General features: G+C 43.4%; 22 protein-coding genes and 1 tRNA gene. 6 read left to right on the top strand and 17 right to left on the bottom strand.

What is annotated here, in order from left to right; translation table 11 throughout:
- Positions 1-78: 78 nt before the first annotated feature.
- Entirely contained in the window at positions 79-765 is a 687-nt protein-coding gene (locus tag JT719_RS05375; RefSeq protein ID WP_207431464.1) for an ABC transporter ATP-binding protein, read from the bottom strand.
- Positions 766-1152: 387 nt separating this feature from the next.
- On the opposite strand from JT719_RS05375, the gene sucC reads away from it, so the two are divergent.
- On the top strand, positions 1153-2352 hold the full coding sequence (sucC, locus tag JT719_RS05380; RefSeq protein WP_205502200.1) for an ADP-forming succinate--CoA ligase subunit beta: 1200 nt from the start codon (positions 1153-1155) through the stop codon (positions 2350-2352).
- A gap of 127 nt (positions 2353-2479) precedes the next feature.
- Positions 2480-3322 carry a transglutaminase-like domain-containing protein gene (locus JT719_RS05385; protein ID WP_207431465.1) on the top strand — a complete coding sequence of 281 codons (843 nt, stop codon included), beginning with the start codon at positions 2480-2482 and terminating at the stop codon, positions 3320-3322.
- Positions 3323-3403: 81 nt separating this feature from the next.
- Here the strand turns inward: JT719_RS05385 and JT719_RS05390 are convergent, their stop codons facing one another.
- On the bottom strand, positions 3404-3823 hold the full coding sequence (locus tag JT719_RS05390; protein WP_207431466.1) for an organic hydroperoxide resistance protein: 420 nt from the start codon (positions 3821-3823) through the stop codon (positions 3404-3406).
- 182 nt (positions 3824-4005) lie between these two features.
- Between JT719_RS05390 and JT719_RS05395 the strand changes: the two genes are divergently transcribed.
- Positions 4006-4080 (top strand) — tRNA-Arg (locus tag JT719_RS05395).
- Positions 4081-4498: 418 nt separating this feature from the next.
- On the opposite strand, the gene JT719_RS05400 is transcribed toward JT719_RS05395, so the two are convergent.
- The 14 genes from JT719_RS05400 to JT719_RS05465 all read right to left on the bottom strand — a co-directional run bounded on the left by JT719_RS05400 (position 4499) and on the right by JT719_RS05465 (position 16046).
- Positions 4499-4993, bottom strand: coding sequence for an SMI1/KNR4 family protein (locus JT719_RS05400; RefSeq protein ID WP_341350756.1), 495 nt, complete (start codon positions 4991-4993; stop codon positions 4499-4501).
- Positions 4994-5026: 33 nt separating this feature from the next.
- Positions 5027-6217, bottom strand: coding sequence for an alpha/beta hydrolase (locus JT719_RS05405; RefSeq protein ID WP_207431468.1), 1191 nt, complete (start codon positions 6215-6217; stop codon positions 5027-5029).
- A gap of 43 nt (positions 6218-6260) precedes the next feature.
- Positions 6261-6791, bottom strand: a complete 531-nt coding sequence (locus JT719_RS05410) for a DUF6896 domain-containing protein (RefSeq protein ID WP_207431469.1) — start codon at positions 6789-6791, stop codon at positions 6261-6263.
- A 58-nt stretch (positions 6792-6849) separates the two neighbouring features.
- Positions 6850-7446 (bottom strand): hypothetical protein, encoded by a 597-nt coding sequence (locus tag JT719_RS05415; RefSeq protein WP_207431470.1) that lies wholly within the window; start codon positions 7444-7446, stop codon positions 6850-6852.
- Between the two features lie 97 nt (positions 7447-7543).
- Positions 7544-8368 carry a WG repeat-containing protein gene (locus tag JT719_RS05420; RefSeq protein WP_207431471.1) on the bottom strand — a complete coding sequence of 275 codons (825 nt, stop codon included), beginning with the start codon at positions 8366-8368 and terminating at the stop codon, positions 7544-7546.
- Positions 8369-8468: 100 nt separating this feature from the next.
- Positions 8469-9068 carry a hypothetical protein gene (locus tag JT719_RS05425; protein WP_207431472.1) on the bottom strand — a complete coding sequence of 200 codons (600 nt, stop codon included), beginning with the start codon at positions 9066-9068 and terminating at the stop codon, positions 8469-8471.
- A gap of 163 nt (positions 9069-9231) precedes the next feature.
- Positions 9232-10080, bottom strand: coding sequence for an alpha/beta fold hydrolase (locus JT719_RS05430; RefSeq protein ID WP_207431473.1), 849 nt, complete (start codon positions 10078-10080; stop codon positions 9232-9234).
- Between the two features lie 207 nt (positions 10081-10287).
- Positions 10288-10662, bottom strand: a complete 375-nt coding sequence (locus tag JT719_RS05435; protein ID WP_242693079.1) for a VOC family protein — start codon at positions 10660-10662, stop codon at positions 10288-10290.
- Between the two features lie 124 nt (positions 10663-10786).
- Positions 10787-11344, bottom strand: coding sequence for a hypothetical protein (locus JT719_RS05440; protein ID WP_207431474.1), 558 nt, complete (start codon positions 11342-11344; stop codon positions 10787-10789).
- 86 nt (positions 11345-11430) lie between these two features.
- The gene (locus tag JT719_RS05445) at positions 11431-13755 is read right to left on the bottom strand and encodes a glycoside hydrolase (protein WP_207431475.1); all 2325 of its coding nucleotides are present in this window, start codon (positions 13753-13755) and stop codon (positions 11431-11433) included.
- A gap of 109 nt (positions 13756-13864) precedes the next feature.
- The gene (locus JT719_RS05450; protein ID WP_207431476.1) at positions 13865-14281 is read right to left on the bottom strand and encodes a hypothetical protein; all 417 of its coding nucleotides are present in this window, start codon (positions 14279-14281) and stop codon (positions 13865-13867) included.
- A 102-nt stretch (positions 14282-14383) separates the two neighbouring features.
- Positions 14384-14887, bottom strand: a complete 504-nt coding sequence (locus tag JT719_RS05455) for a hypothetical protein (RefSeq protein ID WP_207431477.1) — start codon at positions 14885-14887, stop codon at positions 14384-14386.
- 64 nt (positions 14888-14951) lie between these two features.
- Positions 14952-15554, bottom strand: a complete 603-nt coding sequence (locus tag JT719_RS05460; RefSeq protein WP_207431478.1) for a hypothetical protein — start codon at positions 15552-15554, stop codon at positions 14952-14954.
- Positions 15555-15650: 96 nt separating this feature from the next.
- Positions 15651-16046, bottom strand: a complete 396-nt coding sequence (locus JT719_RS05465) for a hypothetical protein (RefSeq protein ID WP_207431479.1) — start codon at positions 16044-16046, stop codon at positions 15651-15653.
- A 1046-nt stretch (positions 16047-17092) separates the two neighbouring features.
- On the opposite strand from JT719_RS05465, the gene JT719_RS05470 reads away from it, so the two are divergent.
- Together JT719_RS05470 and JT719_RS05475 are read left to right on the top strand one after the other, a co-directional pair.
- Positions 17093-17620, top strand: coding sequence for a YcxB family protein (locus tag JT719_RS05470; protein WP_207431480.1), 528 nt, complete (start codon positions 17093-17095; stop codon positions 17618-17620).
- Positions 17621-17736: 116 nt separating this feature from the next.
- Positions 17737-18072 (top strand): hypothetical protein, encoded by a 336-nt coding sequence (locus tag JT719_RS05475; RefSeq protein WP_207431481.1) that lies wholly within the window; start codon positions 17737-17739, stop codon positions 18070-18072.
- Positions 18073-18111: 39 nt separating this feature from the next.
- Here JT719_RS05475 and JT719_RS05480 read toward each other — a convergent pair whose 3' ends face one another.
- Positions 18112-19695: a tetratricopeptide repeat protein gene (locus tag JT719_RS05480; protein WP_207431482.1), complete on the bottom strand. Its 1584-nt coding sequence runs from the start codon at positions 19693-19695 to the stop codon at positions 18112-18114.
- Positions 19696-19895: 200 nt separating this feature from the next.
- On the opposite strand from JT719_RS05480, the gene JT719_RS05485 reads away from it, so the two are divergent.
- On the top strand, positions 19896-20450 hold the full coding sequence (locus JT719_RS05485) for a 2'-5' RNA ligase family protein (protein ID WP_207431483.1): 555 nt from the start codon (positions 19896-19898) through the stop codon (positions 20448-20450).
- Positions 20451-20582 lie beyond the last annotated feature (132 nt).

Raw genomic sequence — 20582 nt, forward strand, 5'->3', positions numbered from 1 at the left:
ATTGAAAGCCGATTAGGGCTTGTTTTCAGAAAACAGGCGCTAATCGGCTTTTCTGGTTAGTAGAAACTTAATTGAATTCTAGACCTCTTCCGGCTGCAGCAAGAACCCATCTTTCATGGTGAGTTTGCGGTCGGCCATGTCGGCGAGGGCGGGGTTGTGGGTCACTAACACAAAAGTCTGGCCCAGGTCCTGGCGGAGTTTGAAGAAGATCTGGTGCAGTTCCTCGGCGTTTTTGGAGTCCAGGTTTCCGCTGGGCTCATCAGCAAAGATCAGCTTGGGCGAGTTAATGAGGGCGCGGGCCACGGCGGTGCGTTGCTGTTCTCCCCCGCTCATCTCTGAGGGTTTGTGGTCCAGGCGGTGGCCCAGGTTCAGCATCTGGAGCAGCTCGCGGGCGCGGGTTTCCACTTCTTTCTCAGGACGGTCAGCTAAAAAACCGGGCAGGCTCACGTTTTCCAACGCAGAGAACTCGGGCAGCAGGTTGTGGAACTGGAAGATGAACCCAATGTTGCGGTTTCTGAACCGGGCCACCTCTTTGTTGCTCATCCCCGATATTTTCTGGCCGTGCAGGTACACCTCGCCGGAGTCTGGCGTGTCCAAAGTGCCAAGCAGATGCAGCAGGGTACTTTTACCGGCACCAGAGGCCCCTACAATGGAAACCACTTCGGCTTCGCCGATGGTTAAGTCAATTCCTTTGAGCACGGGCAGTTTCCCGTACGATTTATGCAGCCCACGGGCCTCCAATAAAACTGGTTTCTCTATACTCATGTATTACAAAACAAAAACGAAGGGACGGTAATTGCAAACGGTTGGCTTGTTTGCATGAAACGAAGCATCCCATTTAAAGTTAACCGTAGCGGCGTTACACCGTAACGCCGTGGTGGAGGTTCCGATTACATACCCTTAGCAGAAGGTGCTGTATCAAAGCCAAGAAGATGGGGAGCTGAGCTTAGATAGTTCCATAGCACCACGGCGTTACGCCGCTACATTTGGCCAATTCTCCGAAATACAGGTCATAAATGGAGCATCACCTTCACTGAATATTCACTCAGAACTTAAGACTCAGGACTCAGAACTAACCGCAAAGCGGTGTCTGCTTTGAAAAGTTAGCCGTATCTCTTACTTTCGTGCACCTAATAACATCAACCTAACCTCATGAATATACACGAGTACCAGGCGAAAGACATTCTGAAACGCTACGGCGTTCGCGTTCAGGAAGGCATCGTGGCAGAGACCCCCGAAGAGGCGGTAGCCGCTGCTAAGCGTTTAACCGAGGAAACCGGCACTGGCTGGCACGTAATCAAAGCCCAGATTCATGCGGGCGGTCGCGGTAAAGGCGGCGGGGTGAAATTGGCCAAAAACCTGGAGCAGGTGAAAGACATTGCAAGCCAGATCATTGGCATGCAGTTGGTTACGCACCAAACCGGACCAGAAGGCAAAAAAGTAAACAAAGTGCTGGTGGCGCAGGATGTATACTATCCAGGCGACTCTGAGCCTAAAGAATATTATGTTTCTATCTTATTAGATAGAGCCAAAGGCCAAAATGTGATCATGGCGTCTACCGAAGGCGGTATGGACATTGAAGAAGTGGCGGAGCACACCCCTGAGAAAATTTTCAAAGAGTGGATTGACCCAGCAGTTGGTCTTCGTCCGTTTCAGGCCAATAAGATTGCATTTGCCTTTGGTTTACAAGGCGAGGCGTTCAAAGAATTCACAAAATTCCTGACCAGCCTGTACAACGCTTATCTGGACACCGACGCTTCTATGTTTGAGATCAACCCTGTGTTGAAGACCTCAGACAACAAGATCCTGGCCGTTGACGGTAAAGTAGACTTAGACGACAACGCTTTGTTCCGTCACAAAGACTTAGCTGACCTGCGCGACTTAGCCGAGGAAGATCCTTTGGAAGTAGAAGCGAGCAAAAGCAACCTGAACTACGTGAAGCTGGACGGTAACGTTGGCTGTATGGTGAACGGTGCTGGTCTGGCCATGGCGACGATGGACATCATCAAGCTTTCTGGCGGTGAGCCGGCTAACTTCCTAGACGTAGGAGGTGGAGCCAACGCGCAAACTGTAGAAGCTGGTTTCCGTCTGATCTTGCAAGACCCTAACGTAAAAGCTATCCTGATCAACATCTTCGGTGGTATCGTACGTTGCGACCGCGTTGCCAATGGGGTGGTAGAGGCTTACAAAAACATAGGCACTATCAACGTTCCAATCATCGTGCGTCTGCAAGGAACCAACGCCGAGGAAGGCGCTCGTATTATTGACGAGTCTGGCCTGAAAGTATACTCTGCCGTAGCCTTGAAAGAAGCTGCTCAGAAAGTAAAAGACGTGTTGGCTGAACTAGCCTAAGCATCACCTACTTATCACATCAAAATGCCTTCCTGGTAACAGGAGGGCATTTTTTTTGCTGTCTGGTGCAACTTTTGCTCCTTTACTAAGCTCCTTCCCTAAACCATCTGCTACTTAACCCTTACCTATGAAAAAACGAAGTACCCTCTCCCCGTTTCTCTTTTCTCTTCTGCTTTCCTTTGGCTGCGTTTCCCTTGCCGAGGCCCAAGACAGAGTAGAAGCCAGAACGCTCAGGTTTGACTCTTCCCCTCAGGTGAAACCAGAATACCTGCGTAGTACCCCAGACAATCCCTACCTTACTCAACTACGCACCACGTACGGGTTAGACAAATTGATTTCCGGCAAGAAAACATATTTTGAACGGGTACAAGCCGTCTGTGCCTGGGTCCGAAAGCTGTGGGAGCACAACGGCATCAATACGCCCCTTAAAAATGACCCTATCACCATCTTGGAAGAAGCCGCTACCGGCAAGAGCTTCCGGTGTGTGGAGTACGGGGTAGTGTTGAATGGCGCGCTGAACTCGCTGGGAATACCAGCCCGCACCTTGGCTCTGAAAATGGAACATGCAGACACCATTCAGTACGGGGCCGGGCACGTGGTGGCAGAAGCTTACCTGCGCGACCAGAAAAAATGGATTCTGGTAGATGGGCAGTTTGACGTCATTCCTACCCTCAAAGGAAAACCCCTGAATGCCGTAGAAATGCACCAGACCCTTGCCGCAGGCTCTCCAAACCTGCAGGTAGTTTCTTTCTCAGGCACGCAAGCCACCGACTATTTCCAGTGGATTGCTCCGTACCCCTTTTACTTTGACACCCGTCTTGATAACCGCTACGGCATAGAGCTGAAGCCCGGGAACATAATTCTAGTACCAACAGGAGCCCAGAAAATAACGGTTTTCCAGCGCATCAGACCGCTCACTGATTTTACCTACACGCACTCTCTTGCAGACTTCTACCCTACCGTGAAGTAAGAACGGCTATAAATCAAAAACGGGAGCTCCTGAACAGGGCTCCCGTTTTTGATTTATTTTAGTGGAAACAGGCTTAAAACTTTAGTCAAGCACGTTCAGTTTCACATCTATGTTGCCTTTGGTACCCACTGAATAAGGGCACACCTCATGCGCCTGGGCTACCAACTCTTCGGCTTTGGCGCGGTCTACGCCGTCTACTTTCACGTCTAGCTGTACAGACAAACCATAGCGTCCGTCGTCAAACTGGTCCAGGCCTACATGCGCGGTTACGGTTGAGTTTTCATCTAATCTGATCTGCTGTTTGCTGGCTACCAACTGAAGGGCGCTCTGAAAGCAAGCGGAGTACCCTGCCGCAAACAATTGCTCGGGGTTGGTGGCTCCGCCTTTACCCCCCAAGCCTTCGGGCAAGCGCACGGGCATGTCAATGATTCCGTCTGTTGATTTAACCTGGCCATTGCGGCCTCCGGTGGCGGTTACCTCCGCCGTGTACACTCTTTTCATAGTTAGTTTCTTTGGTGATAAACTGACACAGTATCTTATGCTAAACTATTTCAGTCCGAAAATGTTAGCCCCGCCCTTCCTTTCTTCTCTGATTTTGCCTGCTTTTTGAAAAAGCAGGCAAAAAACACCCACAGTACTTTCTTTCTTTACGGGCATTTCCTACATTTGCCCTCGCAATTCCGGGCCACGTAGTACAACGGATAGTATTGGAGTTTCCGAAGCTCTCGATCCTGGTTCGATTCCAGGCGTGGCCACCACAACAGAAAGCCCTCTCAGTTTAATGCTGGGAGGGCTTTTTTGCTGATACAGTGATAGGGATTGCCCAATCTTGGGAGGGCGGTATAGGCCGGTAAGGACGCAAAGAAAGCCTATACGTTTACCAATGCTAAAGTTACTCCACCTATAGAGCAGCGGTTTCTCGGCCGTGGTAGAAGCTCAGAGGGGTTAGGCTTAGATGAATGTCCTGTTACTTGAGAACTGTACATCCAAACTTCTTAAAAGCAGCCATAGATGAAGCCTGTATACCCGCTGTTTATCTTCCTCGGTTCATCACCAGTATTCTGAAAAATCAGAAAATCATGCATACGGTTGGCTTTCTTACCGAAAGATTAGCTAAAAGGCGGCGAGACCATTGGCCGATGCATAGTGTCTACATGATTAGATAAGCCTATTCTATCATAACCAATATAAGTTCCCCTTAGAGCTTATTAGCTTTTCGATAAACTCTTCAAGTGAGTCACATATTTTCATCCAGTTTGCAGGTACATCATCATGGTAGCAATCAAGGATATCATAGGTTCCCTTAGGATATGTCCTGAAGGCAATGAAGTCACCGTTTCCAATAATGCTGCAGAATACTATCAAAGAGCTATCCCAATCTTCCTCATATGATTCTTTCAGAAATCTAGTCTCTTTGTTTACCTCTTCCGCTCCGTAGAAACTGAATCCACCTATATCTTCAAACTGGAATAATGTAAACCCGTTGAAATTCCTTAGTAAGGAGATATAATCCTCTGGGATACTTACTTCATCTATGTTAACATGCCATGTAAGTTCTTCTTCAGATGCACCTGCTTTATTAGTAAAGCTAACTTCAAGTCCTTCAAAGTTTTCTACCTTCTTATTAGATTCAAATAGAGCCTTTAATATGTCTAGTGTTTCTGGACGCACTTTTTTCAATAAAAATGGCTTATATCAATCGGGCTACAAAGTGCTATGATGCTTTTGAGGTGATGTTATAGCCGTTTTAGGCTGCTTAACAGTTTTATCCTGAAGGTTTAAAGCCTTCTTTACAGCTTTATACTGCGCGTCAATGACTGCCTGGTTATGCCCGTGAGCAGCACCCGGTACCAACACGAACTCTTTCTTCGGAGCCTTCACTTTGTCAAAATACGCTTGGGTAAGCTCTTTAGCGGTTAAGATATCTTCCTCTCCCTGGATGAAGTATACCGGAGTTTTATAGTGTAACCCATCCTTCATAAAATTTACGCCAGCCTCCATGGGTTTAATTCCCATTGCTTTATGGCCGGCAAAGTATAGAAAAGAATAATCATCCCCGTTATACCTGTCGTTGGCATCTTTCTCATTGTCGTAAGCACTTGTTACTTTCCACCAATTGGCAGGGGCAGGCACAGAATTCTGCCGCTCATACTTTTTGATGATGCGCATGAGCTGGCCTGATTTTCTGGCATCCTCATATGGAGGAGGACCCAATGTTGCCAATTTGTCTAAAGATTCCTGGTCTTTGGCCGCCTGAGCTAATTTAGACACGGTATTAAACGCGTTTAGAAATCCTTCCTTCCAATCAACTACTTGTGAATGGCCTATATAGGCATCAAAAAGGTCCGGGCGCTTTAAGGCCATGTTGGCTCCCAGCACTGAACCCCAGGATGTCCCTATAAGGGTTATTTTCTTCTTCCTGAGGTGGTTTATAAGGTACTCAGAAAGCTCAATCCCGTCGGTTGTCATTTGCTCAACAGTCAGAGGGGTCTTCATCCAGTACTCTTCGGTTACCGGATCGGGGGCATTCTTGCCAAAGGTTCTTCCTGCTCCCCGCTGATCCCAATACACCAGCACAAATTCTTTTTTCCAGGAGCCATAGATAGCGTCATCATACTGGCTCATGGTGCTGCCCGGTCCGCCATGCAGGAACAGAATAACAGGCTTAGATCTGTCTTCTCCGCTGATGGTAACCCACTGCCCTATACCGCCAATGGTAACGAATTTTTCTTCATTAATGGATTTTGTTTGCGCGGCCAATCTGCCTGCAACGAAGCAAAGAAGTAGAATCAGAAAAGTGGCATTCTTCATATTGTACTGGGTTCCTGAATAGATAATTAGGGATTGCGGGTTACAAGTTAAAAAATTGGCTACATCATTTTTCAGCTTGCACAAGCTGAGGCTGTAGAAGCACGAACTTGTGAAACTGTACTAGTGGTTATGAAGAGCCGAAAAGCTTTTGCCACCACGTCCGCCCCCCTTTTGGCAAGTTTCTGGTATCAGTAGTTTTTCTTTCCGCCTCGTCAAGTAAGACAGTAGGTATCGTATTTTTGAAAAAATAAAGTGTCGTTGAGTTTTCTAATTTAGGGTTCGCAATAACCCCATCCTTTACAAGCTCATAAAACTCGCGTTCAATTCTCTCTTTGTCTTTATATGCTGGATACTTATTGCGCTGATTTTCGATAAATTTTGTTAGTCTCCATAAGTCAAACCCATCGTGTCTTGGTTCTGGAAAATATGCGAAGTCAAAGTCCACAATCTTGTCTTTAAAATGCGCAGCTAAACCAATTCCATGAAAAGCATAAAAGTAAAGTCCTTCGTCCAATAATTTTCCTGTCTGTTCATAAACTCCGTTATGCCAACCTTCAAGAATATCATTGACTTGGTATTTGTCTTTGAAAATGTGAACGGCTTTATCAGCGCCTATCTGATAGTCCCTAATTATGTCTACAAGGGTAATGTTCGTCATTTAAATAATTAGTTACTTAAACTAACCTGCGGCCTAGACCGTCGGCCGATGTTGGCGTTTACAAGTTGTTAGCGGTAGTGCTTTTTGTCAATTCTATTTTCATGCCTTCCCATGTTGTGGTCAGTGGGAAGTATTCTGCATGCCAGCATTTGTGAAAATATTCAAAGTTGGCTATATCATGTATGATTGTTTTTCTGAGCTTTTCCTTCGCTTTGGTTAATCCGCTTTTGGTCCAATAGCCTCCTAGTTTATGGCCAGACATATAATTTAAACTAAAAAGAGGAATGCCTTTAATGTCATCCAAACGCCAGTGCATATTGCTAATACTGTTTGGTGGAATATGAAACTGAGCCCCATCCAAACCATTTAGTTGGTCAATTGAATCTAATTCTGGGGTTAGATTGAAGATATTTAAATGGACTTTTATATACCTATCGCCCCTTGCCACATACAAATCTACAATTTGTAGTTCTCCATCAATAAACCGACATAATTCATAATTAAAATCTCCGTGTTCATTTCTCCCGTACCATGCGGTTGAAAAAGGGGACTTCTTAAATCCAAGCTTCTCTAAAGAAGGAATTGCGCTTTCAGTAACTATCTTATTCCGAATTGTCAGAAGTTCTTTATCAGTAGATTTGTAAAATAACCCCATTGATTCTTCAATATTCTATTTATGCATTACCGCTAAGGTATGGTGCAGCCGAAGCCCGAAGCGTAGCGAGGGTAAAGGCTGCCCTTTGCTACATGACTTAATTTTTTAGCTTAACTCTTACGGGTTTGCCTTCAACTATGCCTTCGGCAAATATCTCCCCCTGCTCACTGTCAACTGATACCTTGTCAAAGCGTTGCTCAATGACAACAGCACCTGTCGTGTCAACTACGTACCACTTCTCATCTTCCTTCATTATCAATCCGTGGTACCAGTTAAAGTCTCCTATCCCCCTATAGTTATAAGGTGCTATTATTTCTCCTTTATAGTTGATAAACCCATATTTTTCCCCCTTCTCTATTACGGCCACATCATTTTTGAACTCCCATATGCTGTCAAAAGGAATGGTGGAAATCGGCTCTTGCTGTTTATTAATCAGGTAGAATTTATCATGCTGCTTTACAATAGCTGTTCCTTTGTAAAAAGGGGCTGCAAATTGGTATTTAGGCCCAACAAGCCAATTCCCCTTATTGTCTACAAACCCATAAAGCGAATCCTTTAAGACTAATGCAGAGTTATCAGAAATTTTCACATCATCGAACTGGGGTCTGAACAGCACCCTGCCTTTGGCATCAATTAACCCATACTTGTTAAATTCATGGCCTACAGCGTCTCCTTCATAACTTCTTCCGCCAGAGTCCACCAGAATTAACCCGTATTCTTGCCAATCTTCTATAAAATCAAATTGCGCCTTCAATATCACATTTCCGCTTGAATCAACAAGCCCTTGTTTTCCCTTATCCTCGTAGATGTAGATACTCTCACTTATGCCACCTATTACCCGTCTAAACTCCACTTCTTTATCATCTGCTACGCTACAAGAAGCGATGATAAAAAGGAGCATAATTAGGAACAAATTTTTCATTGCTTGTTATGACATGTAACGGTCTCGTGTATGGGCAGTAGCTGATTAAAAGCGAAGACTTTTGATTTATTACTTCACCCACTATTACCCATACACATTGTTATCGGTTCGGGCCTTTATTCAAACTACTTTTCAATTTCATTGTCAGCTTCATAATCACCGGTCTGATAAATCCATAGGTAAGAATTCCAATAGCTGCCAATATGAGAATAAAAAAGGTGGGTAATATTGCTCCAAATGTATAGGTCATGCCAAGAATGAAGCCTAAGATGAACTCAGCGTAATATATTGGAATTATTAAGCTGAGCACTAATATGATGTAAGGAACATTATCTAAAAAGGCAGTGTATCCATTCGTGAATGAAGTTGCTATCAAAACCCCTAAGCCCAAACCTGTTATAAAAAGTCTTAAAGCCTGTCTTTGCAGATTGTTCGTTGGCTGTCCCTGTGAAGATTGTTTGCCAATTCTCTTTTCCGTCTTGTCTATAAGAAACCATGTAAGAGTTGGAAGTATCAATCCGTTCCACCAGTTGGAGATAGCAGGCAGGTTTTGTTGTTGTAGAATATGATGACTGGCGACACCACCATGAAAATGCTCACAGATAAGTAAGGAGAGAACAAAAACAGTTACAATACCTGTAAGAAGGACATTGATATTTGACCTGCTTTGTCTTCGAGCAATCTCTTGATTTATCATCATTTTCTATCTTCCTTTTAATTGTCTGCTTGACCGATAACGGTCAAGGGCTATGCGTCCATTCCCTCATTCTTTGTTTGGTCATCCGGAGCAAGTGTTAAATAGCTATCAAAAAGCCGAATATATTTCCACCCGCCATGACGCAAAGCCAATGTTGTATACCGCTTTATCGGTTATTTAAGAAATCAGCCAAAATCTTATTGAAAAGTTCTGGCTGATCCATCAATGGTAAATGCCCGGCATCCTGAATTATATGAAATTTTGCATTTGGAATTATCTTAGCGGCTGCTTCTCCATATTCAACAGAAAACAATTTATCCTCTTTTCCCCAAACGATAAGTGTTTCATTTTTTATCTGCTGTAATAATACTTCTGATATTTTCGATACAGCAGATCCTCTTCCTTGTTTAAACGCTTTTTTTCCACCTTTATCTTTAAGAACTGCTATGGAGTAGAAACTATGGTTTGGGTCTCTGTTTGAGGGATTATGAAGGATATAATGAGAATTAAAACGATTTGCCCAAGAAGATGGAAAAGTATTCATCCCTAACATTCCAACAAGAGGCCAAAAAGAGACTTTTGCACCTAAACCAGCAGAGTTAACTAAAACTAACTTATCAACCATTTCAGGATTGTCTAAGGTAAACTGTAAGGCAATAGCACCTCCTTGGGATAATCCAACAACATGAGCCTTTGGTATTTTCAATTCTGTTAGAAAGCCTTTGAGCCACTGCGAGAAATAGGGGCGGTCATAAGGACCATCGGGTTTATCAGATTCACCATATCCAACAATGTCTGGCACAATTACCTGAAAACTTTTCGCAATATGACCAATAGATGGATACCAAGTTACAGCACCCGCACCGGCGCCGTGTAGAAAAATTAAGGGTTTGCCGTTCCCTGCTGATAAGTAGCTAGTTTTAATACCTCCACTAGTTATCTCTCTTTGTTCGACTACTCCTTCTATTTTGTCAATTAGGTTGTTCCTGTAGTTTGTTCTATTAGTTTTTTTCAAGTCTTTTAAACCAATTGTTTTGATTGATTTGTGTATTTGAATAGTCTGTTCCAAATAGGACCCAACGTTCCCTGCATTTGCGCAGGAGCGGAAATAGGAGCAGAGTATTCTCCGCTAAGATAGAATTTTCTTGGTTAGGACAAACGTTCAACTTACTCTAAACCAGCTCTTGCGTAAATGCAACGTTACCGGCAGGCGCTTTTAAGTCTAGCTTTTAAATTCGGCAAAATGCCAAAGTACACCTGACGGATCAATAAGCATACATTCATTTCCCCAATCGTTTTGTCGCACAGGAATTACTTTAATATTTTGGTATTTTTTGTCAAGTTCAAGTTCTTGTAAATGTTTATAGAAATTGTTAACACTATCAACTTCCAGCAAAACCATTGTGTTTTCAAGCCATTCCTTTACATAATAATCTTGAAGGTAAAAACTTATTCCATTCGTAATAAATAAAGACATTTTTTCCGAAATGATTCTTTCCTCAAAACCTAGATCTTTATAAAACGATTGGGAAATTTGAAAATTTACAGAACCAATAAAGGTTCTTATTGATTTGAATGTTGGTTTGTTTTCTTCCACGATAATTAATATGTATGTTAATTTGAGTTCGTCGCTCGGCGCTTGCCAATAACGGTCTCGTATAAAAGACGTGTAAGGCCGTCGGCCTAGCTGGCGTTTAGCTTAACCGTTGGCAGCTGGTTTTTTATGCGTATCCATTTGTTCCAATTCCTAAACGTTCGCCTGTCGTTAGGTTTAGTCTAATTGTGAAATAGCAGTTTCCACCATCAAATACATGAATAATTTTTCTCCGCCAATCTTCATCAAAGTCGTTACAAAACCCATTTATCCAAATTTCTTTCTCACCTTTTTCATTCAAATAAGGAACGTATTGGATCTTGTAGTTACTTAAATTCATTATTTGATGCATTCTGGCATATTTCTTCTTTTCTCCTCGCTTTCTAAATCCCTCGCTTATTACTTTATTGAAGTCTTTAATATAATCTTGAGAAGATTTCTTCACTAAATTCAACTCAGCGTCAGATAGCTCTGTAGTTGTCGATGATGGAGGAAGGATTTTATAAGTTGTTATTAAGTCGAAGATTGTTGATTGGTCTTTTAATATTACATAATCCGACTGTCCTTGACAGACTGTTAGATTTAGAAGCCAAAACAATAGTAGTAAAGCTTTTTTCATATTTAACTTACTGCTAACGTACTTAGCTATGGCACGTTTTAATGTGCTATAGGTGTGGTTAGCCAAAGTTTTTATAATTAAATTTTCACTTGTTGTGCTTAATAATTTCTTGGAAATTAGAATTAATCCACATTAAGCGGATGTTCAATAGCCTATATTTCGCCTACCGTATAAATTATTTGAGAAGAACCATTTTGAATAAGTGCAGATTTTGGCCTAATAATTTTCCCTTCGAATGTAAAGTCTTCATCTGAAAAATTAACAGTGATTTTTAAGCTATTGCCAAAAGTGGTCTGCTGAACCTGCCGGTCATCTGTTAAGATATTAAAAGCAGTCATAGGCTCCAAAACTGCTTTTTCATGAGTTTGGCTCCAAACTTTCAAATGTTTTACAATCCGCTCCTTATTTACTATCCACTGGTCTTGGTCCAGATGATACAAAGGTGGAGAATTGTAGAGTAACTCTGCTAACATGCGGGTACTAACTTCATTTTTGAATCGTAACGACCCTGATTCCCAGTGCGGTGTTGTAATTACTGCATCATTATATACTAAGCGAAATAGAGGTAAGGAATAGGAAGGTTCCAGGTAAATGTGGTGATATAAGTTTTTAACCGGTACTACTTTAATGTATTTGGATGGAATGTTTCCAGGTGGAGCCCAATAATCACCTAAATAATATGGACTGTTTCTATTCTTTCGAAAATCCGGGTCACTCCAATCAAATACCGGCATCTCTAAACCTTGCGCATAAGCTAAGGAACGACTCGCATAGTCATTTCCACCCTCTGACCCGATTACCATGTTGTGCTTATTTGCTATATAATCCATTCTGCTTAAGCGGGCATTAAAATCTTCTTCTTGAGTAGTTAAATGGCCAGGAGTGTAATCATCAAATATTTCACCTGTTGCGTCACAATCCAAGAACCACATATTGTAAGCAACCCCACCTTGCAGAATAGCCTGAACCCTCTGTTTTACAGATGGCAGGGCAAGCGTTGGGCTTAATAACCGTCCCCGGCCAAGAAAACCTTCGTATTTTTTTCCAAAAGCATTGGTGATGGTAGCATTTTCAAATAAAGTAGTATCCATAAACCAAGGTGCCCGCCAGGATTTATCTTCTTCGTTATGGATATCATGATAGGAGTCATAAGGTCCTATTAGGTAGCCTAATTGGTTTGCCTTTGCCACAAATCCTGGATTTTTTAACCCATCTGCCCAATCCGAGAAGCAAATCCAAGCTTTCTTTATACCTGATTGATACATTTCATCTAAAAGCGCGGTATTGCTTTTACCCCACTCCTGCGGAGCATCAACTGTTTCTTTTAAGGCACTTTTTAATAGTGTTTTGTTTAAATTATACAGTTTTTGTTCGCCTAATTCATTTATATTGGATATAGGTTTGGTATTATTAAATACTTTTGGATTATAAAGTTCTTTCATAGCCAAAACTTTATTTAAGGCTCCTACTATGACTTTTTTCTGGTATTCATTAATGTAGGTTTGTGATTTAGCTTCCTGCCAAACGGTGTTAAACTGATTCGCAGCATCCACTTCATCATAGGTCATTAGCAAATACTTCATCCAACTAAAAAGCGATTCTTGAGATTTCCAGGAAGTCTGTAGTATTTTCCAGTGAATATTTTTCTCTGCTATCAAACCATGGGGCCAAAAGTAAATCTGGGGGGCTCCATATAATTTCCGGATGTTGGGGTTTTCCTTCGCCTTTTCTTCCAGTGTTTTAAACCTGCCTATTTCCTGGATATAATCCTTGTAAACCTTACTAATGGCAGCAGGATTATTTTCTGTCAGGTAAATCCTAAATCCATAATTTTTCTCTTTGTTTATGCGGGGGAATTCATGAAAAAAGGAAAAGCTTACTTCAGGACCAGTGTCAAACCGGATAGTGTTGTTAAAGGTGTTTTTAGCTACATATAAAATAGTATATCGGGATTTATTTAATGCAAAAAAGCCCATAGAAAATGATTGCATGAAATTGAATGACTTTCCATTTAGGAAGGCTTGCCACAAAGAATCGTTTGCCGGAATATATTTCCCCTCCCATAAAGGAAGCATATAGCTCTTTGCCTTTACTTTGGGCCAGGTAAAATTTTCTGCCCCCTCCGAATGAATAGTTACATCTAAAAAATCTTTTTTCTTCTCAACTTTTATGGAAATATTTCTATTGGGTAAAAACCAGGAAACGCTGGAGGCCGAGCGCTGCACCCCATTAATAGCCATTTTAGGAAAAGGTGTACTCACTGATTCTTCAATGCCATTATGAGTTACTTTTATGGCAAAAGTTTCCGGATCAACATTAAACTGGAAATCCTTTAAAGGAAGATGCACTATGCTCTTTACTTCTTTCTGACAAGTTTCGGATTGCGATTTTAGTGAGATAAGACATGCTATTAACGCTAAGATGCCAGCAATTAAAAATTTCAGGAAGCTGCAAATAGCTTTAATAGATTTTATCATTTTGCATTAAAAATTTAGACTTATATTCCTTAAATTTTGGCTAACGGACTAGTGTAAACGGCGGCGAGGCCGTCGGCCGATGCTGGCGTTTATGCAGTGTTGGGTGGAGTTATTTTTTATTCATAAAGGTATAGCTGAACTTCAGAGAACTACTATCAAGTAATGCCTCACCCAAAACTACACTTTCAAACTTTAAACCTTTTTCTGTTGGACCTGAATTGCAGTTTTCTGGAAATGAATAATGTATAAATATTTTTTTTCCAGTAATACTATCAACTGTCGGCAAATAATCCTCGCCTCTTAATCCAATTTGTTCTATTAATATGTTAGAAGAATCGCATACTTTTAAATTTATAGTACTACCAAAAGCTCCTTGTTCTACTTTCGTAAGTTTAATTATATTCGCAGTCGATTTTAACTCCTGTATCAATACTTCATTATTGCCAAGGCATTTACAATCCTGCGAATTAGAGCATCCAAATAACGCTGTACAAAATAATAATAGGATTGAGTTTTTAAAGCTCATGAAGGCAATTCTAAATTTTTATTAATTACACCCAACGGACTAGTATAAACAACGAGCAAGGCCGTCGGCCGTAGCTTGATGTTTATACAGTGTTAGTTGCTGTTATTCTATTGTTATTACCGCTTCTGATTCAAAGTCCTCCAAATTCGAGAACTTAAACTTATCATCTGCGGATGGTCGTATTTTATGGAATTTGACTACGCACCCGCCGTAAACATCAATCTCTTCCCCAAATAAAGTTGTCTCGCAGAAGGATACTATGATTCTAAAGTCGGCGTCAAAGCTGGAGGTCAATTTTTGCTGTAGTCTTTTCGCCAACTTGAGCCCAATAGGTAAGTACTCTAATTCACTGTTGAGATGCTTGAAGTAGTCATCTACATGAATATTATTCAAAAAGACTTCATATTCACATTTTTTGAAATCTGTGTCTAGGATGCCAGGTCCGAAATACTGGAAGTCTTTAATCAGTACACAATCTTGTTCAATCCTAAATCCAGAATCAAGTAGTTTCTCTAATTCATTTGGCAGGTCTGTTTCGGCACTTTCAAACTTGAACTGAATTTGGTCCAAGTATGAGTCCATCAAAGAATTAGTTTCTATTTTCATTTATACTAATTGCAACTAACGTACTTGTGTAAACGACGGCAAGGCCGTCGGCCGTGGCTGACGTTTACACGTGGTTAGCCAATGCTTTTCTTTTAAACAGTTTGAATGTTAATGCAAAAGCCAGAACAGTTACAACAACTCCAATTTGAGCTACAAAATACCCTAAGTCGGTGTGGGTGAAGCTAAATATGTTCAATAAGAATAAAATGATGATGGCTTTCTCAATCTTATTCAAATCTTTCCATTGAAGTACCCCACAAGTAATGGCAGCAATCCAAAAACCCCAAGCTATCAATCCTGCTGAAGCAATTGGTCGATTTAATTCATTACTATGATTGATTAAGACAAACAATAATCCTCCTAGTAAAGCTGAAATTAAAATAATGGTAACGAGGTTATTCTGATGTGTTCTTTTTTCTATAATATATCCTGCTGGTAAAATTATGGATGCTATTCTTATCCAACCAAATAAACCAACACTTTCAAGTGGGTACGTCAGAAATCTATACCAATGCAAAGGTTGAGATAAATTACTCGGAAATAGAATTAGGTATTCACCAATCTCCTTTTCAAAAAGCATTCCTATTGTCCTAATTAGAATTGTGCTTACCAGAAGCATTATCAGGAATTTAATTGTAAAAATAGGTTTGTCTTTTTTCAGATTCATTTTTTTAAGTTTTGGCTAACGGGCGCGTGTATGCAAAGCCCGCAGCGAAGCAAGGGTTTTGCATACATTGTGTTAGGTGGTGTTATTTTTACTTTTTTATTTTTTTCTCCATCCTTCTATCCAGAAATACAATTCAGAATTATTGTTCATGAAATAAAAGGAGATAGGCATAATTTGGGTTTTAGTCCTTATTCCCAATGAGGTTATACTTTTGATTTCTTCTTTTTTAACCCTTGTCATTATTCCAAGAACATTAGTGAAAACTAATTCACCATCATAAAAATCAATAGCACTAAATTTGTTTTTGGTAAAAAGGTAAAGCCAAAAAAGCAGAACTACACCTACAACAATAATAAAAACCGTTGTATATAAATTTATTATTCCTGACTGATAACTGCCTACGGCCTCTTTACTTATCCAAAATGACACTCCTATGGCCAAAGGATAGTAAAGGTATGTTCCTGTGGAATATTTTGGAGTAAAGCTTTTCATTCTTTTTTCTAATATCACCTAACGAACAAGGCTAGAAGGCGTCCTGCACGCATTGTAGAGGTTGGATGCCTTCTAGACGTAGTTATCCGCAGTTGTTTTTCCATTTTCAGGTACTCTTTCTGGTAATTTCTTCTTTCTTTCTGGAAAAACAACGGGCTAGTTGGATTATTTTCTCCTATTATCCTTCCTTCTTAATGGCGGCTTCAGCCCTCTGGCAATGCTGTTAATAGCGAGGTATTGGCAACGTTGCCATAGGCGGCAGGCAAGGTCTGATAAATCAACCCATCATTGCAGCTATTGCCGCAAAACCCTGAAGAAGAACCACCTACCGAAGTCAGCCTCCTTGACTTTGTCCTCCCAAAAGGCTAACTTCGCTCTATCTGCAAGTCTTGCTGGGACGCTCCCGTCCGAAAGCACGCGCTTTCAGCGGCACCGCCGCCGCAAGACTCCCCAGCCCCTCATCAAAGGCTCGGGCCTTTGGCTCTTCTTCAGGCTTTTGCCGCTTTAGTGACCTTTGATTCCTTACTTCCCCTTGCCTGGAAGCTTCGCCATTATAAGAGCAGAAAATAATCCAATGACGGATTAACTACTGTATAAACGTAGTTATTCCGGTTATTGGTCCTATGTACGGAGGCAAACATACGTTTATTCAGCTACCGTTGGTCGGATAAACGTAACTGGACTAACGAATATACTATATTCTAGAACTTCTATACTAATTTCCTCGGCAACTACGGGTTGTGCTCTGGTCTGTCTTCCGTAGCCTGGTGCCAGGTGAGCGCGGCAAGGAAAACCTGCAACCGCCTTGTTCTTTGCCCAACTTCCATGCGTTAGAAATTGCAGGAGGTATGGTATTTCTGGCTAGGGTTAAGCAGGCTTAACGTACCTTTGGCTTAAGTTCAGGAGTTGATTTAGGCCAACCAACCTATTCTTGCCACGTCTTCGCGACCAAGCTGCCCGCCAGTTTCTGAGCTATTTCTGGGAAAGATTTGAAAAACCCACTAGAATAGCCCATTTTGATGAAGAAGTAAACCCCATTACCTTTCATGGACAACATCACCCTCACCACTAAGCTAAGCGAACAGGATTACATCAAAGTCAACTTCCATTTTGTGTTCCGTAAATGGAAAAGCAAATTCATTCTTGCCCTTGGGATTTTCTCACTCCTGAGCGTGCTTTTCCTGTACCTCACGGATGCGCTCACGGAGGTGCCCTGGATAGGGTTGATTTTTGGGCTCTACTTCACGGTGGGCTTTCCCGTTCAGCTTTACTTTGCCGCTAAAAAAGCTTACAAAACCCATCAACGGGTAAGCGAGACCATTGTCTATGAGTTTGACCGGGATATGGTCAGGATCACGGGCGAGTCTTTCCAGTCAAATTTCACCTGGGACAAGATTCACAGCCTCACCGAGAACAAGGACTGGGTACTTATCTGGACTACTCCCCAGGTGGCCAACGTGGTTCCCAAAAGAGATTTCTCCCCAGAACAGTTGCGCCTGTTCAAAGAGATAGCCAAAGCCCAACAGGGGCCTAAAAACAAACTAAAATACAGCAGATCCGGCGCAGCCGCCTGAAACAGCCAATTCTTTGGTTTGCACTCAGCTCTTCGCTCTTCTATCGGAAACCGTATACGCGGGAAAGAGTACCTACTTCAGGAGTCATAGCTAAGCCTTCAGCTTGGTGGTTTGTTTTGCGCTCAATTTCCAGAAAAGACACCCAAAACGTAGCAGCAACAGAAACCACCATGGAGCCTGAATTCATGAACCTTCGGCAGCAACGGGCAAGGTTGGAGAAATGCCTACCCATGACGCGGCCCTTCCCAACCGTTGTCTTCCAAATAGCCGAAGAAGCCATGCAGGTAATTGAGAAGATTGAAAACGGTACTCAACCCAGCCCCTATTTCCTGCAAATACAGAAAGAGTTTACAGAGGCCATTGAATTGTTCTTCCGCCGCAGAGGAAAAGAAGGAGCTGCCGCTCTTTACGCCACGCTCACCAGGTACCTTCAGGAGAAGGGGGCACTTTAGGCTCCCGGCGGAGGACATCACCCCCTATGTTTCACAAGGCTAGATTTTACTGGCTTGCTGCCGGATCGCTTTCAGGGTGACCTGGGTAGACGTAAACAGCTTCTTATCGCCGCTTAACTGAGCTGCTTTTGCCAGGCCTTCAAGCGATAAAACCCTGTTGGGCGCAAGTTTGAGGGCCGCCTGAAATGCCTGTTTTGCCTTGGCAGGCTGTTTCAAGGTCAGAAGCATCTCTCCCCTAAGCTCATGGGCAGGCTTGATGAAAATAGGCATCACAAACGCCCCCCTGAGGTTTTCGTTCCGGATGGCCTCCTGCAAACTCCGCTCGGCTTCTTCCCTTTTCCCTTCTTTGAACAACAGCAGCGCCTCCAGCTCATTCTGCAAGACCGTAGCCAGTGAGTACACCGTAGGGGTATTGGGAGCACAATGGTCATACGGCCCCTGTTCCATACCAACGGAGGTTGTTTTGCCCAGCGCTACGCGGATGGAGTCAAGCGCTTGCCGGGCGGTGGCCAGGTCACCTCTGTGTATTGCGGCATATCCTCTGGTAAAATGCGCTATGGTTTGGCTTTCGGCCGGAAGGTCATCTAATTTCACCGGTCTGGTAAGAAAATCGCTGTTCCAGTCTTTGGTTTCTATTACATGGTGGGCCCGCATCAGAACCACGTGGTTCCGGATGAGCGGAGCATTGCTTTGCAGGGCATTTTCTTCCACCTCCTGCAAAAGCGCCAGCGCCTCTTTAAACCGGCCTTGCTGCAGGTAGCCGTGCTCCAGCCACCAGATAGAATGGTAGCCACGGTCTTCCACGCCTAGGTTTTTTCTTCTGCGCCGTTCTTCGGCGGCGGCCATAGACGCCTCATTGGAAGCTATCACCCCATCCCATCGCCCGAGGGCGGCATAGATGTGGGACGGCATGTGCAGCGCATGCTGGGCATACGGAGCCGCTTTGGGGTAGCGTTCTGCCGCTTCCAGGGCAAGGTGCGCCTGGGCCGCATTGTCATGGCAATGGATAAAGTAGTGCAGCGCCCCGGGGTGGTACGGTTCTTTGCCCATTACTTTTTTGGCAATCATGGCCGCCGTATCCGGGATGCTCACGCCCATGTACGCCAGCGCGCAAAGCGAGGCAATTTCCAGGTCGTTTGGGTCATTCTTGTAGAGTTGCCGCATCTGGCTCAGGTAAGCAAGGTCTCTGTCCCTCTTTTCCCCTTTTTCCAGAAACAGGGCTTCCACCGCCCTCAGCAACCCTTTTTCCTTCTCGGTGGGTGCCTTGGCCAGCCGCTCAGAGGCACTGTACCCTAGTTTGTTTAAGCAGGCAATGGCTTTGTCACTTTCAGAGGGTCCACCCCAGATGGGGTGGTTGTACGTCATGGCCTCGCCCCAATACGCCAGAGCGAAATCGGGGTCCTGCTGCTGGGCTTTCTGAAAGGCTTCTGCGGCATCTTCGTACTCAAAGCTATGCAACAGTAGCACGCCTTCCAGAAACGCTCTCTGCGCCTGCGGCTTACCAGAATTGGGAAACTGGATTTGCGAAGGGTTCTGGGCGGCGGCAGGTACACTACCGCTCAGCCATACCAATAGAAAAAGATACGCACAGCCGTATGCTTTTCGCAGAATTGCTTTTTCCATATCTACACGCTTTTACAACCTGAAAAAAACCGCCCTACTTTTTACCTAATTTACAAAGTAAACTCCTGTAAGTCCAGTAATTAGCGATTAGTTTTACTTCTAAGAATCCGTTGCGCTGACCTGAGGCAGACGCTTTTCTGTATTTGCCTTCTTTTCAGGAAACCGGGGCGAAAACACGTATTTTATTTACCTAAGGGATAATGCCCGGGCAATGGGTTCCGCAGGCCTTCCCTTCCACTTTTGGCTTTTTCAGGATGGAAACCAGGCACCAGCTCACCTTATTTCTGACGGAGAACCAGGAAACCATTGAACGCATCAGGGCCCGTTTTAACCCGGCGCAGTTCCGCCTCATCCCCGCCCACGTGACGCTATGCCGCGAAGAGGAACTGCAAGACCTGGACAAGGTGCGGGCGAACCTCGCGGCAATAAAGCTGGCAACCCCGCTGCAGGTTAATCTGGGGCAGATTTTGCGCACAGCAGACGGCAAAGGCGCATTCCTGCCCTCGGCCGGAGAAAACAGGCAATTTCATGCGGTAAGGAAAGCCGTGCTCACCGGTGTTGTGGAACACCCCAGAGACCATCAGCCCCACGTCACTTTAATGCACCCCAGAAACTCCGCCTGCACAGACGAGATTTTCGCTCAGTTAATGCAACATAAATTTCCCGCTCAGTTGAAGTTCCGCACCATCAGCCTGATAGAACAGAAAGCCGGCGGCAAATGGAATATCCTGCAGGAATTCAGGATAGCAGAGTAGCTTCCTGCTTTGGGTAAAGGGTTAGACCTTTCTTGTTGATTTTAGGGTTATTTCTCAGAAAAGAGGCTTGAAACAGGATTGGGTAAGTTCCTGGTCCACAAGCTATAGTTGGGCAATTATCCAGAAGTCACG

This window comes from Sabulibacter ruber, assembly GCF_017355955.1.
In the GTDB taxonomy this organism is placed as follows: Bacteria; Bacteroidota; Bacteroidia; order Cytophagales; family Hymenobacteraceae; genus Nibribacter; species Nibribacter ruber_A.

Coding starts and splice junctions, on each gene's coding strand:
- JT719_RS05410 (WP_207431469.1), bottom strand. CDS start 6,791: ATGACGAACATTACCCTTGTAGACATAATTAGGGACTATCAGATAGGC.
- JT719_RS05425 (WP_207431472.1), bottom strand. CDS start 9,068: ATGATGATAAATCAAGAGATTGCTCGAAGACAAAGCAGGTCAAATATC.
- JT719_RS05445 (WP_207431475.1), bottom strand. CDS start 13,755: ATGATAAAATCTATTAAAGCTATTTGCAGCTTCCTGAAATTTTTAATT.
- JT719_RS05450 (WP_207431476.1), bottom strand. CDS start 14,281: ATGAGCTTTAAAAACTCAATCCTATTATTATTTTGTACAGCGTTATTT.
- JT719_RS05460 (WP_207431478.1), bottom strand. CDS start 15,554: ATGAATCTGAAAAAAGACAAACCTATTTTTACAATTAAATTCCTGATA.
- JT719_RS05390 (WP_207431466.1), bottom strand. CDS start 3,823: ATGAAAAGAGTGTACACGGCGGAGGTAACCGCCACCGGAGGCCGCAAT.
- JT719_RS05470 (WP_207431480.1), top strand. CDS start 17,093: ATGGACAACATCACCCTCACCACTAAGCTAAGCGAACAGGATTACATC.
- JT719_RS05485 (WP_207431483.1), top strand. CDS start 19,896: ATGCCCGGGCAATGGGTTCCGCAGGCCTTCCCTTCCACTTTTGGCTTT.
- JT719_RS05375 (WP_207431464.1), bottom strand. CDS start 765: ATGAGTATAGAGAAACCAGTTTTATTGGAGGCCCGTGGGCTGCATAAA.
- sucC (WP_205502200.1), top strand. CDS start 1,153: ATGAATATACACGAGTACCAGGCGAAAGACATTCTGAAACGCTACGGC.
- JT719_RS05480 (WP_207431482.1), bottom strand. CDS start 19,695: ATGGAAAAAGCAATTCTGCGAAAAGCATACGGCTGTGCGTATCTTTTT.
- JT719_RS05420 (WP_207431471.1), bottom strand. CDS start 8,368: ATGAAAAATTTGTTCCTAATTATGCTCCTTTTTATCATCGCTTCTTGT.
- JT719_RS05465 (WP_207431479.1), bottom strand. CDS start 16,046: ATGAAAAGCTTTACTCCAAAATATTCCACAGGAACATACCTTTACTAT.
- JT719_RS05385 (WP_207431465.1), top strand. CDS start 2,480: ATGAAAAAACGAAGTACCCTCTCCCCGTTTCTCTTTTCTCTTCTGCTT.
- JT719_RS05415 (WP_207431470.1), bottom strand. CDS start 7,446: ATGGGGTTATTTTACAAATCTACTGATAAAGAACTTCTGACAATTCGG.
- JT719_RS05455 (WP_207431477.1), bottom strand. CDS start 14,887: ATGAAAATAGAAACTAATTCTTTGATGGACTCATACTTGGACCAAATT.